We start from the raw sequence: 20,078 nt of genomic DNA, 5'->3' as shown, positions 1-20,078 counted from the left end.
CCCACCGAAAGAGGCAACCGTGTCGCAACTCCCGCTCCAGGCCGTCCTGTTCGACATGGACGGCACGCTCGTCGACACCGAGCGGCTGTGGTGGGAGGCGGTGGAACGGGTGGCCGGACGGGCCCTGACCGAGGCGGACCGGCCGGAGGTGCTCGGCCGTCCCGTCGAGCACACCGCCCACTGGCTGGCCACCACCACGGGCCGGCCGGCCGCGGGGCTCGCCGAGGCGCTCCACCGGGAGTTCGCGGACCGCGTCCGGGCCGGCGTAGTGCCCCGCCCCGGCGCGCTCGCCCTGCTCGACGCCCTGGCCCGGGAGGGCGTACCGACGGCACTGGTGACCGCGTCGCCCCGGGCGGTCGCCGACACGGTGCTCGACGCGCTCGGCGCGAGCCGCTTCGCCGTCACCGTCACCGCCGACGACACCGAGCACACCAAGCCCGCCCCCGACCCCTACCTCGCCGCCTGCCGCGCCCTCGGCGTCGACCCGGTGGCCTGTGTGGCCGTCGAGGACACCGAGACCGGTGTGACCTCCGCCGAGGCGGCCGGGTGCGCGGTGCTGGCGGTGCCGTCGCTCGCGCCGATCGGGGCGGCGCCCGGCCGGACCGTCGTGCCCGGCCTGGAGGGCGTCACCCCCGGGGGGCTGCGCTCCCTGCTGCCGCACCGGCTCCGCGTCATGACCTGGAACCTCTGGTACGGCGGCACGAAGGTCCGCGACCACCGGGCCAAGCAGCTCAAGGTCCTCACCGAGACCGACGTGGACGTGGTCGGCCTCCAGGAGACGTACGGCACCGCCGCCGAGGAGCTCGCCGAAGCCCTCGGATGGCACCACCACCGGGCCGGGGAGAATCTCGGGATCATCAGCCGGCACCCGATCACGGCCGCCCTCGGCGACCCCGACGTGGGCTTCTACGGCGCGGCGGGTGTCCGGATCGACGTCGGCGGCGCCGAGGTCGACGTGTGGACGGCCCACCTGGACTGCGCGCCGTACGGGCCCTACGAGTCCGCCTTCGACGGGCTTCCCGCGGACGCCCTGATCGCCCACGAGGGGGAGCGGCTCGCGCGGCTGCGGGACGCCCTGCACCGGATCGGAGCGGGTCCGGGCGGGCCCGTCGTCCTCGTCGGTGACTTCAACAGCCCCTCCCACCTGGACCGGCCGGACGTCGAGTGGCCGGTGACGAGGGCCGCCGAGGCGGCGGGCTTCGCCGACTCCTACCGCGAGGCGCACCCCGACCCCGTACGGGAGCCCGGGCACACCTGGTCGCCGGTCCACACCGCGCACGAGGACGGCAGCGGCCGCCCGGAGCCGCAGGACCGGATCGACTTCGTGCTCCACCGGGGCCTCAGGGTGCTCGACTCCCGGACACACGTCGCCGGCAGCCCCCGGCCGTGGCCGGACGTCGAGGACAACGACTGGCCCTCCGACCACGCCGCGGTGATCACCACCTTCGCGATCACCCCCTTCACGGTCACCCCCTTCACGATCACCGGGAAACCGGTGGGCGGCGGCGCGTGAGCTGACTACCATCGGTGTCATGACCTGGCGACATTGATCCACGACCGGCCCCGACGTCCGTCGACTGACCGCCCCGCTGTACGCGTACGCGTTCCTCGACGAGTTCGTGCTGCTCTACCCGGTGTACGCGCTGCTGTTCGCGGACAGTGGCCTGTCCGTCGGGCAGATCTCCTCCCTGTTCGTCCTGTGGTCGCTCACCGGCGTCCTGCTGGAGGTGCCCTCGGGCGCCTGGGCGGACGCCGTCTCCCGACGGCTGCTGCTGTGGATCGGCCCGCTGCTGGGCGCGGTCGGCTTCGCCCTGTGGGTGCTGTTCCCGTCGTACTGGGCCTTCGCGGCCGGCTTCGTCCTGTGGGGCGCGCGCGGCGCGCTGGGCTCCGGCGCGCTGGAGGCGCTGGTCTACGAGGAGCTGGACCGGGCGGACGCCGCGGACCGGTACGCCCGGCTGATGGGCCGCGCGCACGCGGTGGGTCAGGTGGCGGTGATGACGGCGATGGGCCTGGCGGGGCCGGTCTTCGCGGTCGGCGGATACCCGGCCGTCGGGGCGGCCAGCGTGCTGGCCTGTCTGCTGTGCGCCGCGACGGCGACCCGTTTCTCCGAGCACCGGCGGCCGACCGGCGACGGCGACAGCTGGGCGGCGACCCTGCGGGCCGGACTGGCCGACGCCCGGCGCGACCGCTCCGTACGCGGCGCCCTGCTGCTCGTCCCGGCCGTGACGGCGGTGTGGGGCGCCCTCGACGAGTACACGCCCCTGCTGGTCAGGGAGACGGGCGTACCGGAGGCGAACATCCCCCACCTGCTGGTGCTGATCTGGGCCGGCGTCACCGCCGGAAGCGTGTCGGCCGGACCGGCCGAGCGCCTGGGCCGCCGGGGATTCGCCGCGCTGCTCGCCCTCTCCGCGCTCGCCCTCGCCGTCGGAGGGCTCAGCCGCGCCCCGGCCGGCATCGCCCTCGTCGCCCTCGCCTTCGGCGGCTTCCAGCTGGCGACCGTCCTGGCCGACGTCCGGCTCCAGCAGCGCATCGAGGGCACCGGCCGGGCCACCCTCACCTCGGTCGCGAGCCTCGGCACGGAAGTGGTGACCATCGCGGTGTACGGCGGGTACGGCGCCCTCGGCTCGACGTTCCCGCACGGCGTCGTCTTCGCCCTGTGCGCGGTGCCGTACCTGATGGTGGCGGTCACGATGACGATGTCGAGGCCGGCCCGGGGGAGGGGCGGGCCAGGGGCGGGTGAGGCGGGTGAGGGGCGGGCCATGCGTGAGTGAGGGGCGAGCGAGGGGCGGGCCACGGGTGAGTGAGGGGCGAGCGAGGGGGCGCAACGAATCGCCGCCCGGCGGCCCCCGCACGCAACGATCCGCTCACCGGCGCGCAACGGCTCCTCCTTGTCCGGGCCGGGCGCGCGCCCGTACCGTCTAGATGGCCCCCACAACCACCCTTCCGTCCGGTGAGGATCACGCATGCGCACCGCCCTGCTCCAGAGCTCCGGCCGCCCCGGCTCCGTCGTCGAGAACCTGAAGGTCCTCGACGAGGCCGCGGACCGGGCCGCCGCCGCGGGCGCCGGGCTGCTCGTCGCGCCGGAGATGTTCCTCACCGGGTACGCGATCGGCGACGACATCGCCCGCCTCGCCGAGCCCGCCGACGGCGACTCCGCGGACGCCGTCGCCGAGATCGCCGGCCGGCACGGCCTCGCCATCGCGTACGGCTATCCGGAGCGCCACGGCGAGACGGTCCACAACTCCGCCCAGCTGATCTCCGCCGACGGCGGCCGGCTCGCGAACTACCGCAAGACCCACCTCTTCGGCTGCTTCGAGCGCGACCACTTCGAGCCGGGCGGGCAGCCGGTCGTCCAGGCCGAGCTGAACGGCCTCACCGTCGGCCTCATGATCTGCTACGACGTCGAGTTCCCGGAGAACGTCCGCGCCCACGCCCTCGCCGGCACCGACCTCCTCGTCGTGCCGACGGCGCAGATGCATCCCTTCCAGTTCGTCGCCGAGTCGGTGATCCCGGTCCGCGCCTTCGAGAACCAGATGTACGTGGCGTACGTCAACCGGGTCGGCCTGGAGGGCGAGTTCGAGTTCGTCGGCCTCTCCACGCTGGCCGGTCCCGACGGGGTCGCCCGCACCCGCGCCGGGCGCGGCGAGGAGCTGGTGTTCGCCGACGCCGACCCGGTCGCCCTCGCCGCGTCCCGCGAGGCGAACCCGTACCTGAAGGACCGCCGCCCCGGGCTCTACGGGTCCCTGGTCTGAACCCGGCCCGCACCCGCTCCGCCCCTGTCACCCCTGAGCTTCCCCCCGAGTCACCACGCGCAAGGAGTCCCTACCCCATGACGTCCACCGTGCCCAACGCCGTCGAGCACGCAGACGAGCAGCAGCCGCCGATCACCATGTTCGGCCCGGACTTCCCCTACGCGTACGACGACTTCCTCGCCCACCCGGCGGGCCTCGGCCAGATCCCCGCGACCGAGCACGGCACCGAGGTCGCCGTCATCGGCGGCGGACTGTCCGGCATCGTGGCCGCGTACGAGCTGATGAAGATGGGGCTCAAGCCGGTCGTCTACGAGGCCGACCGCATCGGCGGCCGGCTGCGTACCGTCGGCTTCGACGGCTGCGACCCCTCCCTCACCGCCGAGATGGGCGCGATGCGCTTCCCGCCGTCCTCCACGGCGCTCCAGCACTACATCGACCTGGTGGGACTGCGGACGCAGCCCTTCCCCAACCCCCTGGCGGAGGCGACCCCTTCGACGGTCGTCGACCTCAAGGGCGAGTCGCACTACGCCGAGACGGCCGCGGACCTGCCGCAGGTCTACCGTGACGTCGCCGCCGCCTGGAACAAGTGCCTCGAAGAGGGCGCCGACTTCTCCGACATGAACCAGGCCATGCGCGAGCGGGACGTGCCGCGCATCCGCGAGATCTGGGCGAAGCTCGTCGAGAAGCTCGACAACCAGACCTTCTACGGCTTCCTCTGCGACTCCGAGGCCTTCAAATCCTTCCGGCACCGCGAGATCTTCGGCCAGGTGGGCTTCGGCACCGGCGGCTGGGACACGGACTTCCCGAACTCCATCCTGGAGATCCTGCGCGTCGTCTACACCGAGGCCGACGACCACCACCGGGGGATCGTCGGCGGCTCCCAGCAGCTGCCGCTGCGCCTCTGGGAGCGCGAGCCCGAGAAGATCGTCCACTGGGCGTACGGCACCTCGCTGGCGAGCCTGCACGAGGGCGGCGAGCCCCGCCCGGCCGTGACCCGGCTGCACCGGACCGCCGGCAACGGGATCACCGTGACGGACGCCAACGGCGACATCCGCACCTACCGGGCGGCGATCTTCACCGCGCAGTCCTGGATGCTGCTGTCGAAGATCGCCTGCGACGACTCGCTCTTCCCGATCGACCACTGGACGGCGATCGAGCGCACCCACTACATGGAGTCCAGCAAGCTGTTCGTCCCGGTCGACAGGCCGTTCTGGCTGGACAAGGCCGTCGACGACAGGGGGAACCCCACGGGCCGCGACGTCATGTCGATGACGCTCACCGACCGTATGACGCGCGGCACCTACCTCCTCGACGACGGCCCGGACAAGCCCGCCGTCATCTGCCTGTCGTACACCTGGTGCGACGACAGCCTGAAGTGGCTGCCGCTGTCCGCGAACGAGCGGATGGAGGTCATGCTGAAGTCGCTCGGCGAGATCTATCCGAACGTCGACATCAGGAAGCACATCATCGGCAACCCGGTGACGGTCTCCTGGGAGAACGAGCCCTACTTCATGGGCGCGTTCAAGGCCAACCTGCCCGGCCACTACCGCTACCAGCGGCGCCTGTTCACCCACTTCATGCAGGACCGGCTGCCCGAGGACAAGCGGGGCGTCTTCCTCGCCGGCGACGACATCTCCTGGACCGCGGGCTGGGCAGAAGGGGCGGTGCAGACCGCGCTGAACGCGGTCTGGGGCGTCATGCACCACTTCGGCGGGACGACCGACGCGACCAACCCGGGCCCGGGCGACGTGTACGACGAGATCGCGCCGGTGGAACTCCCGGAGGACTGAGGCCGCACGGCGCGAGGTCCGACAGCGCGGGGGTCTCACAGCGCGCGGGGTCTCACAGCGAACGGGAGTTCACAGCACGAGGCCCGACAGCGGTGTGAGCATCATGCGGCCCGCGAAGCCGACGGCCGTGTCGAGGCGTTCGGTGAACTCCTCGGCCACGTCGGGGAGCCGGCGCAGTGCCCACAGGGCCCGGGCCGCCGTCCAGGTGGCGTCCCGGGCGCGCTCCAGGCTCCAGGAGCCGAGCAGATGGGTGAGCGGGTCGGCGATCTGCAACAGGTCGGGGCCCGGCATCAGCTCTTCTCGGATGCGTTCCTCCAGCGAGCCGAGTAGTTCGCCCACGCGGTCGAACTCGTCCTCCAGCTCGGCCGGTTCGCAGCCGAGGCTACGACAGGCGTCCACCACGGCGAGCGCCAGGTCGTGCCCGATGTGCGCGTTGATGCCCGCGAGCGCGAACTGAAGCGGGCGTACGCCGGGATGGCGGCGGAACTGGAGCAGCGGCCGCCAGCAGGCCGGTGGCCGCCGGTCGACGGGCCCCGGGTCCACCGCGTCCAGGTAGCGCTTCGCGAACCGTACGTCCAGCGTGGTCGCGGCCCGCGCGTCCGGGAACCGGCCCGTGTCGATGCGCCGGTCGACCTCCTGGGTCACCGCGAGGTAGACGCGGTTGAAGACCGCGACGCCGTCCCCGGGAGGCAGGGCCGCGTCGAGGGCGCGCATCCGGGCGAGCACCTCGTCGACACTCGTGCGGTCCGTGTCGAGGCCTGTCCCGACGGGTGCGGTGAACTGTTCCAATTGCGGCATGGGGGCAGGGTGACAGTCCTAGGCTGGCCCGCGTGTCGGCGGGCCCGACGCTTCCCCGGAACGGGGGAACGAGCCCGTCGCGCGGGAGGGGAACAGCACGGTGCGAGGCGTACGTGAGGGACGGGCCGGACGGCGAGGTGTCATGGTCGCCGCCGCCTCGGTGGTGGTGGCCCTGGGCGCCGCGGCGGGGATGCTGACCGCATTCGGCGACGGGGACGAGGGCGGCGACCCACGCGGCGCCGACCGGGCCCGCCCGAAGGCGAGCGCGACGCTCGTGTCCCCCTCGACCGCGAACCCGCCGTCCCCGTCCGGGTCCCCCTCGGCCTCCGCCCCGACCGTGAAGCCGACGCCCTCGCCCGGCCGTACCGCGCGAAAGCCACGGGCGGCCGCCGGGACCGCGAGCCTCTACCGCCACCCCGAGTCCCAGGTCCTCGACTGGGTCCACGCCCACCCGGGGGATCCGCGCACCGCCGTCATCGAGTCCCGCATCGCGAGCCGGCCGGCCGCCGTGTGGTTCACCGAGTACGCGCCCGACACCGTGACCTCGCGGGTCCGCGCGGTCACGGCGGGCGCCGCCGGTCAGGGCCGTGTGCCCGTCCTCGTGGCGTACGCCATCCCGGACCGTGACTGCGGCGGCGCCTCCGAGGGCGGGGCGCCCGACCTCGACGCCTACGCGGGCTGGATCGACGCCTTCGCCGCCGGGCTCGGCTCCGGCGAGGTGGTGGTCGTCCTGGAGCCCGACGCGATAGCCCAGACCGACTGCCTCGACGAGGCCGGGCGGGTCGACCGGCTCGCCGCGCTGGCCCGCGCGGGACGGGTGCTGAAGTCGGCCGACCCGAAGGCGCGCGTCTACTACGACGCCGGGCACTCCGGCTGGAACGCCCCGGCCGAGCAGGCCGCGCTGCTGAGACAGGCCGGCGCCGCCTCGGCCGCGTCCTCCGACGGGATCTTCAGCAACGTCTCCAACTTCCACCGCACGGCCGACGAGGTCGCCTACGACCGCCGGGTCCTGGACGCCCTGAGCGGCCCGCCCGGCCTGGGCGCCGTCATCGATACCAGCCGCAACGGCAACGGCGCGCCCACCGGCGGCGAGTGGTGCGACCCGGACGGCCGGAGCATCGGCCGGGCCCCCACCTTCCGGACCGGCGAGGCCCGGATCGACGCCTACCTGTGGGTCAAGCTGCCGGGGGAGTCGGACGGCTGCAGGGGGGCGGCCGGCGAGTTCAGCCCGTCGTACGCCTACGAACTGGCCTCGTCGTAGCTGCTGGTGCCCTCGTCCAGCAGGGGCCGCGACTTCTTGAGGTGGGCGGGCTGATCCGCGCCCCGAACCGCTGCACGGCCAGTCCGACGACGAACGGCGCCGCCCCGACGACGAAGACCGCGCCGGTGACCGTGGCGCTCGTCCCGCCCTGCGCCCGGATGACGGCGGCCACGCCCACGAAGGACAGCGAGCACCCGAGGTGGCTGGGCACCCGGCCGCGGGTCGCGAGCAGGAAGATCACGGTCGCGATGCCGGACATCATGATGGCGAGGTCGGGATCGAGGCCCATGAGGGCGGGTGCGACGAACGACCATTCTCACGTGAAGCCGGAGGGTGAGCGACCGCTTAGCGACCCCGTAGGATGAGGGTAGTTTCCCCGTACACGCACCTCATACCCGCACCTCATACCCGCACAGGAGCCCCCGCCGTGACCGCCGAAGCCCCGAGCGCGCCCGCTGTGTCGTACGGCCGGCTCATGCCCGTCACCGTCCACTTCGACGACCTGGACGCGCTGGGCATGCTGCACAACGCCCGCTACCCGCTGCTCGTCGAGCGGGCCTGGACCGAGTACTGGCAGGACAACGGGGTCCGCTTCGAGGGCGACTGGGCGAGCGCCGGGGATGCCTGCAACGTCGTCAGGGAGCTGCTGATCGGCTACGAGGCCCCGGTCACCCGTACCGGCACGTACGCCGTCCACCTCTGGCTGGACCGGCTCGGCGGCACGGCGCTGACGTACGGCTTCCGGTTCTGCTCGGCGGACGGGGTGACGACGTACGCGCGGGGCACCCGTGTCCTGGTGCGACTCGACGCGAACACCCTGCGCCCCACGCCGTGGAGCGACGCCTTCAGGGCCGGGGGTCGGGCACTGCTGCGGCCCGCGGACTGACCTTCGCGCCGGTCCGCTCACCGCCCCGCAGCACACCCGCGAACAGCACGAGCCCGCACGCCAGGACCGTCACCACGACGAAGGACACCACCAGGCTGGTCGCCTGGGCCACCCCGCCGATCAGGCTCGGGGCGATCAGGCCGGAGGTGTAGGTGATCGTCGCGACGCCCGCGATGGCCTGGCTCGGGTTCGGCCCGCTGTGCCCGGCCGCCGCGAAGCACAGCGGCACGACGACCGCGATGCCCAGCCCCATCAGCCCGAACCCGACCATCGCCACCGCCGGGTGCCCCGCGACGACGATCAGCAGCCCGCCCAGCGCGGCGAGGACACCGCCCGCCCGGACGGTACGCACCGCGCCGAACCGGTTCACCACCGCGTCGCCCACGATCCGGGCCACCGCCATCGTGAACATGAAGCCGGTCGTGCAGGCGGCCGCCGCCCCGGCCGACGAGCCGAGCTGGTCGCGCAGGTAGACGGCCGACCAGTCCAGGCTGGCGCCCTCCGCGAACACCGCGCAGAACCCGACCGCGCCGATCAGCAGCGCCGAGCGGGGCGGCAGCGTGAACCGCGGCGGCGGCTCCTCGTCCTCGGCCGGCCGCAGGTCCAGCACCCAGCGGCAGGCCAGCAGGCCCAGGAGGGTGAGGACGGCCGCCGACAGCACATGGTGCACGCGCGCGTCCGCACCCAGGTGCGCGGCGAGCGTCCCGCCCGCCGAGCCGATCAGGGCGCCCGCGCTCCACATGCCGTGCAGCCCCGACATGATCGACCTGTCCAGCAGCCGCTCCACCTCGACGCCCAGGGCGTTCATCGCCACGTCGGCCATGCCCGCCGACGCGCCGTACGCGAACATCGCCAGGCAGAGCGTCAGCAGGTTAGGGGCCAGGGCGGGCAGGACCAGCGACAGCGTCCACAGCGCGAGCAGTCCGCGCAGGGCCGCGCGGCTGCCGAAGCGATGGGTGATCGAGCCGGCCAGCGGCATCGCGCAGGCCGCGCCGAACGCCGTGAAGGCGAGCGCGAACCCGAGCTGTCCGGTGGACACGTCGGCGTGGTCCTGGATCCACGGCACGCGGGTGGCGAACGAACCGGTGACCGCGCCGTGCACGGCGAACACGGCCGCCACGGCGTACCGGGCGCGCCGGACCTCCGACGGTGTGTGGATCACTGCGTCCACTCGGCTCATTCTCCCGTCCCTTCCGGATCCGCGCCGCGTCGTCGCGATGCCGACGTAAACTATCAGGAACCCTGCCTGATAAATAGGGGACGGCGGTCGGCCGCCACCGATCCGGTCCCCTCGGCCGTGGGAGGATTCCCGCCATGCCCGCTTCCCCGAGCACCGCCCGGGCCATCAACGACCGGCTCGCCCTCCGGCTCCTTCAGCACGAAGGCCCGCTGACGGCAGGGCAGTTGAAACAGCTCACCGGCCTGTCCCGCCCGTCGGTCGCCGACCTCGTCGAACGCCTCGCCGCCGCCGGTCTGATCGAGGTGGTCGGGGAGGCGGGTGAGCAGCGGCGCGGGCCGAACGCCAAGCTCTACGGCATCGTCGCCGACCGCGCCCGGCTGGCCGCGCTGGACGTGCGCACCGAGGGGGTCACCGTGCTCGTCTCGGACCTGGTCGGCCGGGTGCTCGCCGAGGCGTCCGTGCCGATCGGCGGCGACACGGGCACCGGGACGGCCGTGGAACAGGCGGTCTCGCTGGTCGAGCGGGCGGTGAAGGAGGCCGAGACCGTCAGGGCGCCTCCGCGCGAGGGTCTGCGGGCCTGGGGGCGGCTGCACACCCTCGGCATCGGCGCACCCGGGCTGATCGACCCCGCCAGCGGCGAGCTGCGCGACTCCAGCGGCCTGCCCGAGTGGCACCGCCGGCTGGTGGCCGCGTTGCAGGAACGCTTCCCGGACGCCCACGCGCTCGTCGAGAACGAGACCAATCTGGCCGCCCTGGCCGAACAGCGCGAGGGCGCCGCCCGGGACCGCGACACCTTCGTCCTGCTGTGGCTGGGCCACGGCACCGGCGCGGCCGTCGTCCTGGACGGCGCACTGCGCCGCGGCGCCTCCGGCGGCACCGGCGAGATCGGCTTCCTGCCGGTACCCGGCACGAACGGCCTGCCCTCGGCGACGGACTGCGAGGGCGGCTTCCATTCGCTGGCCGGCTCGGCGGCGATCGCCGCACTGGCGGCGGAGCACGGGCTGACGGCGCACGCGCGCTCCGCCGAGCCGGTGGCGGCGGCGCTGGTGCGTGCGGCGGTGGACACTCCGGACACCGGTGCCGCCACCGCTGCCGCCGACGGTTTCCTCGACGCCCTGGCCGACCGTCTCGCCCTCGGCGCGGCCTCCGTCGTCGCCGTCCTGGACCCCGGCTGCGTGGTCCTCGGCGGGGAGGTCGGCCAGGCCGGCGGGGAGGTCCTCGCGAGCCGGGTGGCACGGCGGCTCCGGCAGATGGCGCCGCTGCCCACGCAGGTGCGCCCCAGCGCGCTGGGCGGCGGCGCGGTACTGCGCGGCGCGCTGCTGACGGCCCGCGACGCCGCCCAGGAGGAGCTCTTCGGGACGGCACGCGGGACCGAGGAACGCTGACGACGGATGCGCTTCGACGACGGGTGCGCTTCAGCGACGGACGCGCGCTGACGACGGGTGCGCTTCAGCGCGGATGAGCTTCAGCGGCGGGTGCGCTCCGACGAGGGTGCGCGTCGACTAGGTGTACGCGTCGACGGCGGGCGCGTCGATGGCGCGTGTCCACCGACGGATGCTCACCGACGGATGCGCGTCGCCAGGTAGTCCTCGAACGTGCCCTTGCCCACCGCCCGCTCCGGTGTCAGGTGACCTCCGGCGCGAAAGCCCCGGTAGGCCGCGCCCCACAGCGGCACGTTCACCACCGCGCACCGCCGGCCGCTCGCCTTCAGGAACGCGCGGGCCAGCGACTCGAACGTGCGCACCTCGGGCCCGCCCATGTCGTCGACCCGGCCGGCCGGCGCGCCCACCGCCAGCTCCGCGAGCCGGTCGGCGACCTCCGCGACCTCCACCGGCTGGTCGCTCACCCCCGCCGGCAGCACCATCACCGGCACCTTGGCCAGCGCCTGGAACAGCTGGACCAGCAGGTCGTGGAACTGGGTCGCGCGCAGCACCGTCCAGCCGAGCCCCGACTCCGCCACCAGCTTCTCCACGGCGAGCTTGGCCTTGTAGTAGCCGAACGGCACCTGGTCGACGCCGACGATGGAGATGTAGAGCAGGTGCGGCACCCCGGCCTGCCGCGCCGCGGCGATCAGGTTCGCGGCCGCCTGCTCGTCGTCTCCGCGCGGAGTGGTCGCGCAGTGCACGATCGTGTCCACGCCCGCGACGGCCGCGTCCAGTCCCGGACCGCCCTCGCGCAGGTCGACGGCGTACGGCTGGGCGTGCCGGCTCAGTACCCGCACGTCGTGCCCGTCCGTCCGCAGCCGTTCGGTGACGAGCCGGCCGAGCGTTCCCGTACCGCCGGTCACGAGGATCGTGGTCATGCCGTTCAGCTCCTTCGGACACCGGGCGCGCTCCAGGCCGGAACGCCCTCCGACGGTCAAGCTTGTCCGGGTCGGCCAGGGCTCGCACGTCCCGCAGCTCACGGCGGGGGTTCCGTCCGACGGGACGCGCGGCGGTCGGCCGGAGCGAAGGGGCCCGGCGGCGGGCAAGGGCCGTCGTCACCGCCGCCGGGCCGCACTCCGCCGACCCTAGAAAGGACTAGACCAGTACGTCAATAGGTATGGACCAATCCCGGTCGCGCCGGGGCCGGGCCCGAACCGAACCGGGCGCAACCCGAATTGACGACCTGTGAGCCACCCCACATCTTTCACCTGTATGGACGCGTACCCGGCGTGGCACACTGGCCCTGTAAACCAAAGCAGCGCACTCCGGGGTCGGTGAAAGTCCGAACCGGCGGTTATAGTCCGCGACCCGGTCGCTTCCAGCGGCCGGTTGACCAGGTGAAATTCCTGGACCGACGGTTAAAGTCCGGATGGGAGGCAGTGCGCGGCGGGCGGGCATTCGTGCGCGCCGCCGTATACGTACTCGTCCGCGGACGAGTCTGTCCGGCGTCGCCCCCGGTGTCGTTGCCCGTACCTACTGTCGTCATCGACAGGCCCCGGAGTCCGTGCCCGAAGAGGCAGGAGGACCCGGGAAGTGTTCACCGGAATCGTCGAAGAGCTGGGTGAGGTCACCGCCGTCGAGAATCTCGGCGACGCCTCCCGCTTCCGGCTGCGCGGCCCCGTCGTCACCGACGGCGCGAAGCACGGCGACTCCATCGCCGTGAACGGGGTCTGTCTCACCGTCGTCGAGCACGAGGGCGACGAGTTCACCGCCGACGTCATGGCGGAGACCCTGAACCGCTCCAGCCTCGGAGCGCTCGGCGTCGGCTCCCGCGTCAACCTCGAACGCCCCACCGCCGTCGGCGACCGCCTCGGCGGGCACATCGTGCAGGGGCATGTCGACGGCACCGGCGCGGTGTTGGAGCGCAAGCCCTCCGAGAACTGGGAGATCATCAAGATCTCCCTGCCCGCCGACCTCGCCCGGTACGTCGTGGAGAAGGGCTCCATCACCGTCGACGGCATCAGCCTCACCGTCGTCGAGGCCGGCCCCGACTTCTTCACCGTCAGCCTCATCCCCACCACCCTCGCCCTGACCACGCTCGGCCTCAAGCAGCCCGGCGACACGGTCAACCTCGAGGTGGACATCGTCGCCAAGTACGTCGAGCGCCTGCTGGCCACCACCCGGGGAGCGGCGCGGTGAACTCGCTGAACTCCGAGGCCTTCACCCTCCTCGACCAGCACATCCTCTGGTCGGACATGATCGGCAACATCCTGGGCCTGATCACCCTCGCCCTCGGCTGGCGCCGCTCCCTGTGGACCTGGCCGGTGCAGTTCCTCTCCGGGCTCGTCCTCTTCGGCGCCTTCTACGGCCACCTGACCGGCAGCGCCGGCAAGCAGGTCGTCGTCATGGTCGTCGCCCTGTACGGCTGGTGGCAGTGGAACCGCAGCAGGGGCCGGTCCGGGGACGGCCAGATCACCCCCCGCTTCGCGACCTGGATCGAGCGCGCGGCCATGGCCGGCGCCGCCGCCGTGGGCACCGTCGCCGTGGCCCTGCTGTTCAAGGCCTACCCCGACCTGTCCTGGGACCCCTGGCCGGACGCCTACATCTTCGTCGGCACGATCGTCGCCATGTACGCCCAGGCGCGCGGCATGGTCGAGTTCTGGATCGCCTGGCTCCTCGTCGACCTCGTCGGCGTCCCCCTGAACTTCGCCAACGGCTACGCCTTCTCCGGCTTCGTCTACGTCATCTACGGCGCGCTCGTCCTGTGGGGCATGCGCGACTGGTGGCTGCGCTCCCGCAAGGCCTCGCAACCCGCTCTGGAAGGAGCGCCGGCATGAGTACCGCACCGATCCTCTACAGCACGGACGGCATCGAGGACTTCGCGCTGGACCCCGTGGAGCGGGCCATCGCCGACATCGCCGCAGGCCGCCCCGTGGTGGTCGTCGACGACGAGGACCGCGAGAACGAGGGGGACCTCGTCATCGCCGCGGAGAAGGCCACCCCCGAGATCGTCGCCTTCATGATGAGCGAGTGCCGCGGCCTGATCTGCGCCCCCATGGAGGGCGACGAACTGGAGCGCCTGAAGCTCCCGCAGATGGTCGAGGACAACACCGAGTCGATGAAGACCGCGTTCACGGTCTCCGTCGACGCCTCCGCCGCCCACGGCGTGACCACCGGCATCTCCGCCGCCGACCGCGCCACCACGCTGCGGCTCCTGGCGAGCGGCGTCACCGAGGCCACGGACTTCGTCCGCCCGGGTCACATCTTCCCGCTCCGCGCCAAGCCCGGCGGCGTGCTGACCCGCGACGGCCACACCGAGGCGGCCGTCGACCTCGCCCGTCTCGCGGGGCTGCGACCGGCCGGCGCGATCGTCGAGATCGCCGGCGAGGACGGCCGGATGCTCCGCCTGCCCGAACTGATCCCGTTCGCCCGCAAGCACGGCCTGACGATCATCTCCATCGAGGACCTGATCGCCTACCGCCGCAGCGCCGAGCCCACGGTCCGTCGCGAGGCGCAGACCCGGCTGCCCACCGTCCACGGCACCTTCACCGCGTACGGCTACCGCTCCACCGTCGACGGGGTCGAGCACGTCGCCCTCGTCCACGGCGAGATCGGCGACGGCGAGGACGTCCTCGTCCGGGTGCACTCCGAGTGCCTCACCGGCGACATCTTCGCCTCCCAGCGCTGCGACTGCGGCCCCCAGCTCGACACCTCCCTGGAGCGGATCCAGAGCGAGGGCCGGGGCGTGGTCGTCTACCTGCGCGGGCACGAGGGCCGGGGCATCGGTCTGCTGTCCAAGCTGAGGGCCTACGAGCTCCAGGAGCAGGGGCACGACACCCTCGACGCCAACCTGGAGCTGGGCCTGCCCGCCGACGCCCGTGACTACGCGGCCGGCGCGCAGATCCTCGAGGACCTCGGCGTGCGCAGCGTGCGCCTGATGACCAACAACCCCGAGAAGACCGACGCCCTCGTCAGGCACGGCATCGAGGTCACCCGGCGCGAGCCGATGCCCGTACAGGCGGGCGAGCACAACATCCGCTACCTGCGCACCAAGCGGGACCGGATGGGACACGATCTGCCCTGGCTGGACACGACCCCCGTGTCCCCCTGCGGCAACCAGTAACGCAAGTCGGCAAGGCACAGGTCGGCAAGGCACGAGAGGCAAGAGGAGAGACGTGAGCGGCAAGGGCGCACCGGAACTGTCCGTACGCAATGTGGGTGACCTGCGGGTCGCCGTCATCGCGGCACAGTGGCACGAGAAGGTGATGGACGGACTGGTCGACGGCGCGCTGCGCGCCCTGCACGACCTCGGCATCGACGAGCCGACCCTGCTGAGGGTCCCGGGCAGCTGGGAGCTCCCGGTCGTCGCCAAGGTGCTGGCCGGGCGGGGCTACGACGCGATCGTCGCCCTCGGCGTCGTCATCCGCGGCGGCACCCCGCACTTCGAGTACGTGTGCCAGGGCGTCGCCCAGGGCCTCACCCAGGTCTCCGTCGAGACCGGGGTGCCCGTCGGCATGGGCGTCCTCACCTGCGACACCGAGGAGCAGGCCCTGGACCGGGCCGGCCTCGAGGGCTCCAACGAGGACAAGGGGCACGAGGCGGTGACGGCGGCGGTGGCGACCGCGGCCATCCTCCGCTCAGTATCCGAACCCTGGCGGTAGGCAGGCCGGCACAACGGCTAGGGTGGGATCACCATGTCCAAGAAGACGTTCGAGGAGCTCTTCACCGAGCTCCAGCAGAAGGCCGCCAGCGGCGACCCCGCCACTTCCCGCACCGCAGAACTGGTCGAGAAGGGCGTCCATGCCATCGGCAAGAAGGTCGTCGAAGAGGCCGCCGAGGTCTGGATGGCGGCCGAGTACGAAGGCAAGGAGGCAGCCGCCGAGGAGATCTCGCAGCTGCTCTACCACGTCCAGGTGATGATGGTCGCCCGCGGGATCTCGCTGGACGACGTGTACGCCCACCTGTAAACATCATTTTTCAGACACCACCGCACACATCACCACCCCACACATCCGCCCCGATCGTCACGTTCCACGCGAAGGAAGCCGACCTCATGCTGCGCATCGCCGTCCCCAACAAGGGTTCCCTGTCAGGCCCCGCGGGGGAGATGCTGCATGAGGCCGGCTACCAGCAGCGCCGTGAGTCCAAGGAGCTGCGGATCGTCGACCCGGTCAACGACGTCGAGTTCTTCTACCTCCGCCCCCGGGACATCGCGATCTACGTCTCCTCCGGGCGCCTCGACATCGGCGTCACCGGCCGCGACCTGCTGATCGACTCCGGCGCCAACGCCGAGGAGATCCTGCCGCTCGGCTTCGCCCGCTCCACCTTCCGCTTCGCCGCCAAGCCGGGCACGGCCGACGGCATCGAGGACCTCCAGGGCCGGACGGTCGCCACTTCCTACGAGGGCATCGTCGCCAAGCACCTGGCCGAGCAGGGCGTCGACGCCTCCGTCGTGCACCTCGACGGCGCCGTCGAGACCGCGATCGAACTCGGTGTCGCCGAGGTCATCGCCGACGTCGTCGAGACCGGCACCTCGCTGCGCAACGCGGGCCTCGAGGTCTTCGGCGAGCCCATCATGAAGTCCGAGGCCATCGTGATCCGCCGCACCGGCGCGGACGTCGAGGAGCCCAAGGTGCAGCAGTTCCTGCGCCGTCTCCAGGGCGTCCTGGTCGCCCGGACGTACGTGATGATGGACTACGACTGCCGCGTGGAGCAGCTGGAGAAGGCCGTCGCGCTGACCCCGGGTCTGGAGTCGCCGACCGTCTCCCCGCTGCACAACGAGGGCTGGGTCGCCGTCCGTGCCATGGTTCCGGCCAAGGAGGCCCAGCGGATCATGGACGACCTCTACGACATCGGCGCCCGCGCCATCCTGACCACGGCCATCCACGCCTGCCGCCTCTGACCTCAGCCGGGAACATGTCCAACCTGCCGACCCTCCCCGTCACCTTCCGGCCAGGGCGCACCCGTGTGGTGCTGCTCACGGCCGGAGTGGTGATCCTCCTCGTCATCTCCGCCGTGGCGATGCTGCTGGAGCAGCTCGGCCCGGGGGAGCGGCTCAGCTTCATCCTCACCGGCGCCCTCATCTTCTGGGTGCTGGCCCAGCTCGCCCGGGTACGGGTCGTCGCCGACGACTTGGGTGTCACCGTCGTGAACATCGCGAGCAGACGGCGCCTGGACTGGGCCGAGATCGTCCAGGTGAACCTCCGTCCGGGCGACCCCTGGGTGTTCCTCAACCTCAGCGACGGCACCAGCCTGCCCGCCCTCGGCATCCAGCCGGGCATCGACAAGCAGCAGGCCATCGCCGACGCGCGCACCCTGCGGACGCTCGCGGAAGCCCGGTCCGTCCGGGACCCCGAGACGTCCACAGAGCAAGATCAGGGCTGACTCGGGGCCGTCCACCCTGCCGCTGAAGCCCGTGTCTTGATTAATCTGGTGACGGAGGCGTTCCCCTTTCGCCTCCGCCCCTGTGGCTCCCTGCCGGGTGCACAGGGGTTCCTGCTACCCGAGGAGTGACTCCCTCCGGCGATGGACGGTTCGTCCTGTAGTACCTGCGCCGCCCCTGTCCGACCTCTTTCGGAGGCGGCGGCATCATGACCACCCCGTTGCTGCTCCTGGCAGCCGCGTTCCTGCTCATCCTCGCCAACGGCTTCTTCGTCGCCGCCGAGTTCGGCCTTGTCACGGTCGAGCGGCCGGACGCCGAGAAGGCCGCCGCCGAGGGCGACCGACGAGCCCATACGGTCGTCGAGTCGTTGAAGGAACTGTCCTTCCAGCTCTCCGGCACCCAGCTCGGCATCACCATCACCTCGCTCGTCGTCGGCATGCTCGCCGAACCGGCGCTGGCCGAGCTGCTGCACGGCCCGTTCACCGCGATCGGCATCCCCGAGGGCGCCGTCTCCGGTGTCGCCGTGGTCGTCGGCATGCTGCTGGCCTCCGCCGTGCAGATGGTGATCGGCGAGCTCGTGCCCAAGAACTGGGCGGTGTCCAAGCCCCTTCAGGTCGCGCGCTTCGTCGCGGGCCCGCAGGCAGGCTTCTCCCGCCTCTTCCGGCCGGTGATCGCGGCGCTGAACACCGTCGCCAACCGGCTGGTGCGCGCCCTGGGCGTCGAGCCCACCGCGGAGCTGGCCTCCGCGCGGACCCCCGGTGAACTCGTCTCCCTGGCCCGTCACTCGGCCCGGGCCGGGGCGCTCGAACAGGACACGGCCGACCTCTTCGTCCGGACCCTGTCGCTGGCCGAGCTGACCGCTCAGCACGTCATGACCCCGCGGGTGAAGGTGAGCTCCCTTCAGTCGTCGGCCACCGCCGAGGACGTGGTCAACCTGACCCGCGCCACCGGCCTGTCCCGCTTCCCGGTCTACCGCGAGAAGATCGACGAGATCGTCGGCATGGTCCATCTCAAGGACGCCCTGGCGGTCCCCGTCCACGACCGGCTGCGTACCCCGCTCGGCCGTATCGCCCGCCCCGCGCTGCTGGTCCCGGAGACCCTGCCCGTCCAGCCCCTGCTGGCCCGGCTGCGCAGCGAGCAGCCCATCGCCGTCGTCGTCGACGAGTACGGCGGCACGGCCGGGGTGGTCACGCTCGAGGACATCGTCGAGGAGATCGTCGGCGAGGTCCGTGACGAGCACGACGGCCAGGACGCGCCCGAACTCGCCGCGGCCCCGCCCGAGGAGGGCAGGCCCGCCTGGGACGTGGACGGCAGCTGCCGTGTCGACACCCTCCAGCGCATAGGCCTGGAGGTCCCCGAGGGGCCGTACGAGACGGTCGCCGGGCTGGTCGCCGACCTGCTCGGCCGGATCCCGGCCGTCGGCGACCGGGCCGAACTGCCCGGCTGGCGGCTCTCCGTGCGCCGCATCGGCCACTACCGGGCCGAGCGGGTCCGCCTGGTGCGGACCGCCCAGGTCGTGGAGGCCGCCCGATGAGCGCCCTCCAGCTTCTCTTCGCCGCGCTGCTCGTGCTCGCCAACGGATTCTTCGTCGGCGCCGAGTTCGCGCTCGTCTCCGTCCGCCGCAGCCAGATCGAGCCCCTGGGCACCGCACGGGCCCGTCAGGTCCTCTACGGTCTGGAACGCCTGCCGCAGATGATGGCCGCGGCCCAGTTCGGCATCACCGTCTGCTCCCTCACCCTGGGCGCGGTCGCCGAACCGACGGTCGCGCACCTGCTGGAGCCGGTCCTCGAGGCGGTCCGCCTCCCGCACGGCATGATCCACCCGCTGGGCTATGTGGTGGCCCTCGCGGCCGTGGTCTTCTTCCACCTCGTCATCGGCGAGATGGTCCCGAAGAACCTCGCCATGGCGGCCCCCGAGAAGGCCGCGCTGTGGCTCAGCCCCGGCCTGGTCGCCTTCGCCCGGGTCTGCCGGCCGATCACGGTGGCCCTGGGCGCCTGCGCCCGGGGGATCCTGCGCCTCTTTGACGTCGAGCCCAGGGACGAGGTCGAGGCCGTCGTCACCAGCGAGCAGCTGAACCGGCTGCTGGAGGACTCCGGACAGGCCGGGCTCCTCGACCCCGAGGAGCAGGAGCGGCTGGAGGACGCGCTGGAGCTGGGCTCCCGCCCGGTTACGGACGTGCTGCTGAAGCGCGAGTCCCTGGTGACGGTCAGCCCGTCGGTCACCCCCGGGGAGATCGTCGCGCTGACCGCCCGTACCGGCTACTCCCGCTTCCCGGTGGCCGCGGAGAACGGCGCCTTCATGGGCTATCTGCACGTGAAGGACGTCCTCGACGTGGAGGACTCCGAGCGGGCGGTGCCGCAGCAGGTCTGGCGACCGATGACGACGCTCCGCTCCGAGCTGCCGCTGGACGACGCGCTGACGGTGATGCGCCGGGCGGCGACCCACCTGGCGCAGGTGGCCGACGCGTCCGGCCGGGTCCTCGGCCTGGTCGCGCTGGAGGACGTGCTGGAGCTGCTGGTGGGCGAGGTCACCGACCCCGCGCACCGGGAGGTCTCCGAGATCCGGCTGACGGAACCGAGGGGGAGTTCCCCCAAGGTCCCGGCTCCGCTCGAGGGCGGACCCCCGTCCCCGGAGGAAGCGCTGGCGAGCTGAGAGGAGCCGCGGG

The 20,078-nt window shown here is 72.5% G+C and carries 19 protein-coding genes, 1 pseudogene and 1 riboswitch; of the genes and pseudogenes, 16 read left to right on the top strand and 4 right to left on the bottom strand.

Features of this window, described 5'->3' with window-relative positions; translation table 11 throughout:
* Positions 1 to 19: 19 nt before the first annotated feature.
* The 4 genes from ACIRPU_RS14435 to ACIRPU_RS14420 all read left to right on the top strand — a co-directional run bounded on the left by ACIRPU_RS14435 (position 20) and on the right by ACIRPU_RS14420 (position 5,542).
* Positions 20 to 1,513 (top strand): HAD-IA family hydrolase, encoded by a 1,494-nt coding sequence (locus ACIRPU_RS14435; RefSeq protein WP_403866398.1) that lies wholly within the window; start codon positions 20 to 22, stop codon positions 1,511 to 1,513.
* A 106-nt stretch (positions 1,514 to 1,619) separates the two neighbouring features.
* A complete protein-coding gene (locus tag ACIRPU_RS14430) occupies positions 1,620 to 2,771 on the top strand; it encodes an MFS transporter (RefSeq protein WP_403866395.1) in 1,152 nt (383 codons plus the stop codon).
* A gap of 192 nt (positions 2,772 to 2,963) precedes the next feature.
* Positions 2,964 to 3,752: a carbon-nitrogen hydrolase family protein gene (locus tag ACIRPU_RS14425; protein WP_403866392.1), complete on the top strand. Its 789-nt coding sequence runs from the start codon at positions 2,964 to 2,966 to the stop codon at positions 3,750 to 3,752.
* A 77-nt stretch (positions 3,753 to 3,829) separates the two neighbouring features.
* Positions 3,830 to 5,542 carry a flavin monoamine oxidase family protein gene (locus ACIRPU_RS14420; protein WP_403866389.1) on the top strand — a complete coding sequence of 571 codons (1,713 nt, stop codon included), beginning with the start codon at positions 3,830 to 3,832 and terminating at the stop codon, positions 5,540 to 5,542.
* Between the two features lie 69 nt (positions 5,543 to 5,611).
* Here ACIRPU_RS14420 and ACIRPU_RS14415 read toward each other — a convergent pair whose 3' ends face one another.
* Entirely contained in the window at positions 5,612 to 6,340 is a 729-nt protein-coding gene (locus tag ACIRPU_RS14415) for a DUF5995 family protein (protein WP_403866386.1), read from the bottom strand.
* A 142-nt stretch (positions 6,341 to 6,482) separates the two neighbouring features.
* On the opposite strand from ACIRPU_RS14415, the gene ACIRPU_RS14410 reads away from it, so the two are divergent.
* On the top strand, positions 6,483 to 7,601 hold the full coding sequence (locus ACIRPU_RS14410; RefSeq protein ID WP_403866383.1) for a glycoside hydrolase family 6 protein: 1,119 nt from the start codon (positions 6,483 to 6,485) through the stop codon (positions 7,599 to 7,601).
* Between the two features lie 52 nt (positions 7,602 to 7,653).
* Here ACIRPU_RS14410 and ACIRPU_RS14405 read toward each other — a convergent pair.
* Positions 7,654 to 7,911, bottom strand: a pseudogene (locus tag ACIRPU_RS14405) (solute carrier family 23 protein); the annotation flags it as partial.
* Positions 7,912 to 8,028: 117 nt separating this feature from the next.
* Between ACIRPU_RS14405 and ACIRPU_RS14400 the strand changes: the two are divergent.
* Complete coding sequence (locus ACIRPU_RS14400; RefSeq protein WP_403866380.1) at positions 8,029 to 8,487, top strand: acyl-CoA thioesterase; 459 nt, start codon at positions 8,029 to 8,031, stop codon at positions 8,485 to 8,487.
* On the opposite strand, the gene ACIRPU_RS14395 is transcribed toward ACIRPU_RS14400, so the two are convergent.
* The gene (locus ACIRPU_RS14395) at positions 8,447 to 9,667 is read right to left on the bottom strand and encodes an MFS transporter (RefSeq protein ID WP_403866377.1); all 1,221 of its coding nucleotides are present in this window, start codon (positions 9,665 to 9,667) and stop codon (positions 8,447 to 8,449) included. The genes ACIRPU_RS14400 and ACIRPU_RS14395 overlap by 41 nt on opposite strands.
* 134 nt (positions 9,668 to 9,801) lie before the next feature.
* Between ACIRPU_RS14395 and ACIRPU_RS14390 the strand changes: the two genes are divergently transcribed.
* Positions 9,802 to 11,052: an ROK family transcriptional regulator gene (locus ACIRPU_RS14390; RefSeq protein ID WP_403866374.1), complete on the top strand. Its 1,251-nt coding sequence runs from the start codon at positions 9,802 to 9,804 to the stop codon at positions 11,050 to 11,052.
* Positions 11,053 to 11,225: 173 nt separating this feature from the next.
* Here the strand turns inward: ACIRPU_RS14390 and ACIRPU_RS14385 are convergent, their stop codons facing one another.
* Positions 11,226 to 11,969 (bottom strand): SDR family oxidoreductase, encoded by a 744-nt coding sequence (locus ACIRPU_RS14385; RefSeq protein WP_403866371.1) that lies wholly within the window; start codon positions 11,967 to 11,969, stop codon positions 11,226 to 11,228.
* Positions 11,970 to 12,347: 378 nt separating this feature from the next.
* Positions 12,348 to 12,478, top strand: a riboswitch (FMN riboswitch).
* A gap of 146 nt (positions 12,479 to 12,624) precedes the next feature.
* Between ACIRPU_RS14385 and ACIRPU_RS14380 the strand changes: the two genes are divergently transcribed.
* The 9 genes from ACIRPU_RS14380 to ACIRPU_RS14340 all read left to right on the top strand — a co-directional run bounded on the left by ACIRPU_RS14380 (position 12,625) and on the right by ACIRPU_RS14340 (position 20,065).
* Positions 12,625 to 13,230: a riboflavin synthase gene (locus ACIRPU_RS14380; protein WP_403866368.1), complete on the top strand. Its 606-nt coding sequence runs from the start codon at positions 12,625 to 12,627 to the stop codon at positions 13,228 to 13,230.
* A complete protein-coding gene (pnuC, locus tag ACIRPU_RS14375; protein ID WP_403866365.1) occupies positions 13,227 to 13,868 on the top strand; it encodes a nicotinamide riboside transporter PnuC in 642 nt (213 codons plus the stop codon). Before ACIRPU_RS14380 ends, pnuC begins: the two co-directional genes overlap by 4 nt.
* Entirely contained in the window at positions 13,865 to 15,154 is a 1,290-nt protein-coding gene (locus ACIRPU_RS14370; RefSeq protein WP_403866362.1) for a bifunctional 3,4-dihydroxy-2-butanone-4-phosphate synthase/GTP cyclohydrolase II, read from the top strand. Before pnuC ends, ACIRPU_RS14370 begins: the two co-directional genes overlap by 4 nt.
* A gap of 52 nt (positions 15,155 to 15,206) precedes the next feature.
* Positions 15,207 to 15,692 (top strand): 6,7-dimethyl-8-ribityllumazine synthase, encoded by a 486-nt coding sequence (gene ribH, locus ACIRPU_RS14365; protein ID WP_403866359.1) that lies wholly within the window; start codon positions 15,207 to 15,209, stop codon positions 15,690 to 15,692.
* 33 nt (positions 15,693 to 15,725) lie between these two features.
* Complete coding sequence (locus tag ACIRPU_RS14360) at positions 15,726 to 15,998, top strand: phosphoribosyl-ATP diphosphatase (protein ID WP_085208505.1); 273 nt, start codon at positions 15,726 to 15,728, stop codon at positions 15,996 to 15,998.
* Positions 15,999 to 16,084: 86 nt separating this feature from the next.
* Positions 16,085 to 16,933, top strand: coding sequence for an ATP phosphoribosyltransferase (gene hisG, locus ACIRPU_RS14355; RefSeq protein ID WP_384118952.1), 849 nt, complete (start codon positions 16,085 to 16,087; stop codon positions 16,931 to 16,933).
* A 14-nt stretch (positions 16,934 to 16,947) separates the two neighbouring features.
* On the top strand, positions 16,948 to 17,415 hold the full coding sequence (locus tag ACIRPU_RS14350; protein WP_403866354.1) for a PH domain-containing protein: 468 nt from the start codon (positions 16,948 to 16,950) through the stop codon (positions 17,413 to 17,415).
* Positions 17,416 to 17,621: 206 nt separating this feature from the next.
* Positions 17,622 to 18,947 (top strand): hemolysin family protein, encoded by a 1,326-nt coding sequence (locus tag ACIRPU_RS14345; RefSeq protein ID WP_403866351.1) that lies wholly within the window; start codon positions 17,622 to 17,624, stop codon positions 18,945 to 18,947.
* Positions 18,944 to 20,065, top strand: coding sequence for a hemolysin family protein (locus tag ACIRPU_RS14340; protein ID WP_403866348.1), 1,122 nt, complete (start codon positions 18,944 to 18,946; stop codon positions 20,063 to 20,065). The genes ACIRPU_RS14345 and ACIRPU_RS14340 overlap by 4 nt, the downstream gene beginning before the upstream one ends.
* Positions 20,066 to 20,078 lie beyond the last annotated feature (13 nt).

Origin of the sequence: Streptomyces sp. NPDC102259, assembly GCF_044766465.1 — a bacterium.
Lineage (GTDB): Bacteria > Actinomycetota > Actinomycetes > Streptomycetales > Streptomycetaceae > Streptomyces.
The sequence above is the reverse complement of the archived record's forward strand: the minus strand, read 5'-3'. Positions and strand labels throughout refer to the sequence as shown.

Excerpts from the sequence above, each read along its gene's own strand:
- ACIRPU_RS14385 (WP_403866371.1), bottom strand. The coding sequence starts at position 11,969 with ATGACCACGATCCTCGTGACCGGCGGTACGGGAACGCTCGGCCGGCTC.
- ACIRPU_RS14340 (WP_403866348.1), top strand. The coding sequence starts at position 18,944 with ATGAGCGCCCTCCAGCTTCTCTTCGCCGCGCTGCTCGTGCTCGCCAAC.
- ACIRPU_RS14420 (WP_403866389.1), top strand. The coding sequence starts at position 3,830 with ATGACGTCCACCGTGCCCAACGCCGTCGAGCACGCAGACGAGCAGCAG.
- ACIRPU_RS14345 (WP_403866351.1), top strand. The coding sequence starts at position 17,622 with ATGACCACCCCGTTGCTGCTCCTGGCAGCCGCGTTCCTGCTCATCCTC.
- ACIRPU_RS14360 (WP_085208505.1), top strand. The coding sequence starts at position 15,726 with ATGTCCAAGAAGACGTTCGAGGAGCTCTTCACCGAGCTCCAGCAGAAG.
- ACIRPU_RS14410 (WP_403866383.1), top strand. The coding sequence starts at position 6,483 with ATGGTCGCCGCCGCCTCGGTGGTGGTGGCCCTGGGCGCCGCGGCGGGG.
- ACIRPU_RS14395 (WP_403866377.1), bottom strand. The coding sequence starts at position 9,667 with ATGAGCCGAGTGGACGCAGTGATCCACACACCGTCGGAGGTCCGGCGC.
- hisG (WP_384118952.1), top strand. The coding sequence starts at position 16,085 with ATGCTGCGCATCGCCGTCCCCAACAAGGGTTCCCTGTCAGGCCCCGCG.
- ACIRPU_RS14415 (WP_403866386.1), bottom strand. The coding sequence starts at position 6,340 with ATGCCGCAATTGGAACAGTTCACCGCACCCGTCGGGACAGGCCTCGAC.
- ACIRPU_RS14390 (WP_403866374.1), top strand. The coding sequence starts at position 9,802 with ATGCCCGCTTCCCCGAGCACCGCCCGGGCCATCAACGACCGGCTCGCC.
- ACIRPU_RS14425 (WP_403866392.1), top strand. The coding sequence starts at position 2,964 with ATGCGCACCGCCCTGCTCCAGAGCTCCGGCCGCCCCGGCTCCGTCGTC.
- ACIRPU_RS14370 (WP_403866362.1), top strand. The coding sequence starts at position 13,865 with ATGAGTACCGCACCGATCCTCTACAGCACGGACGGCATCGAGGACTTC.
- ACIRPU_RS14350 (WP_403866354.1), top strand. The coding sequence starts at position 16,948 with ATGTCCAACCTGCCGACCCTCCCCGTCACCTTCCGGCCAGGGCGCACC.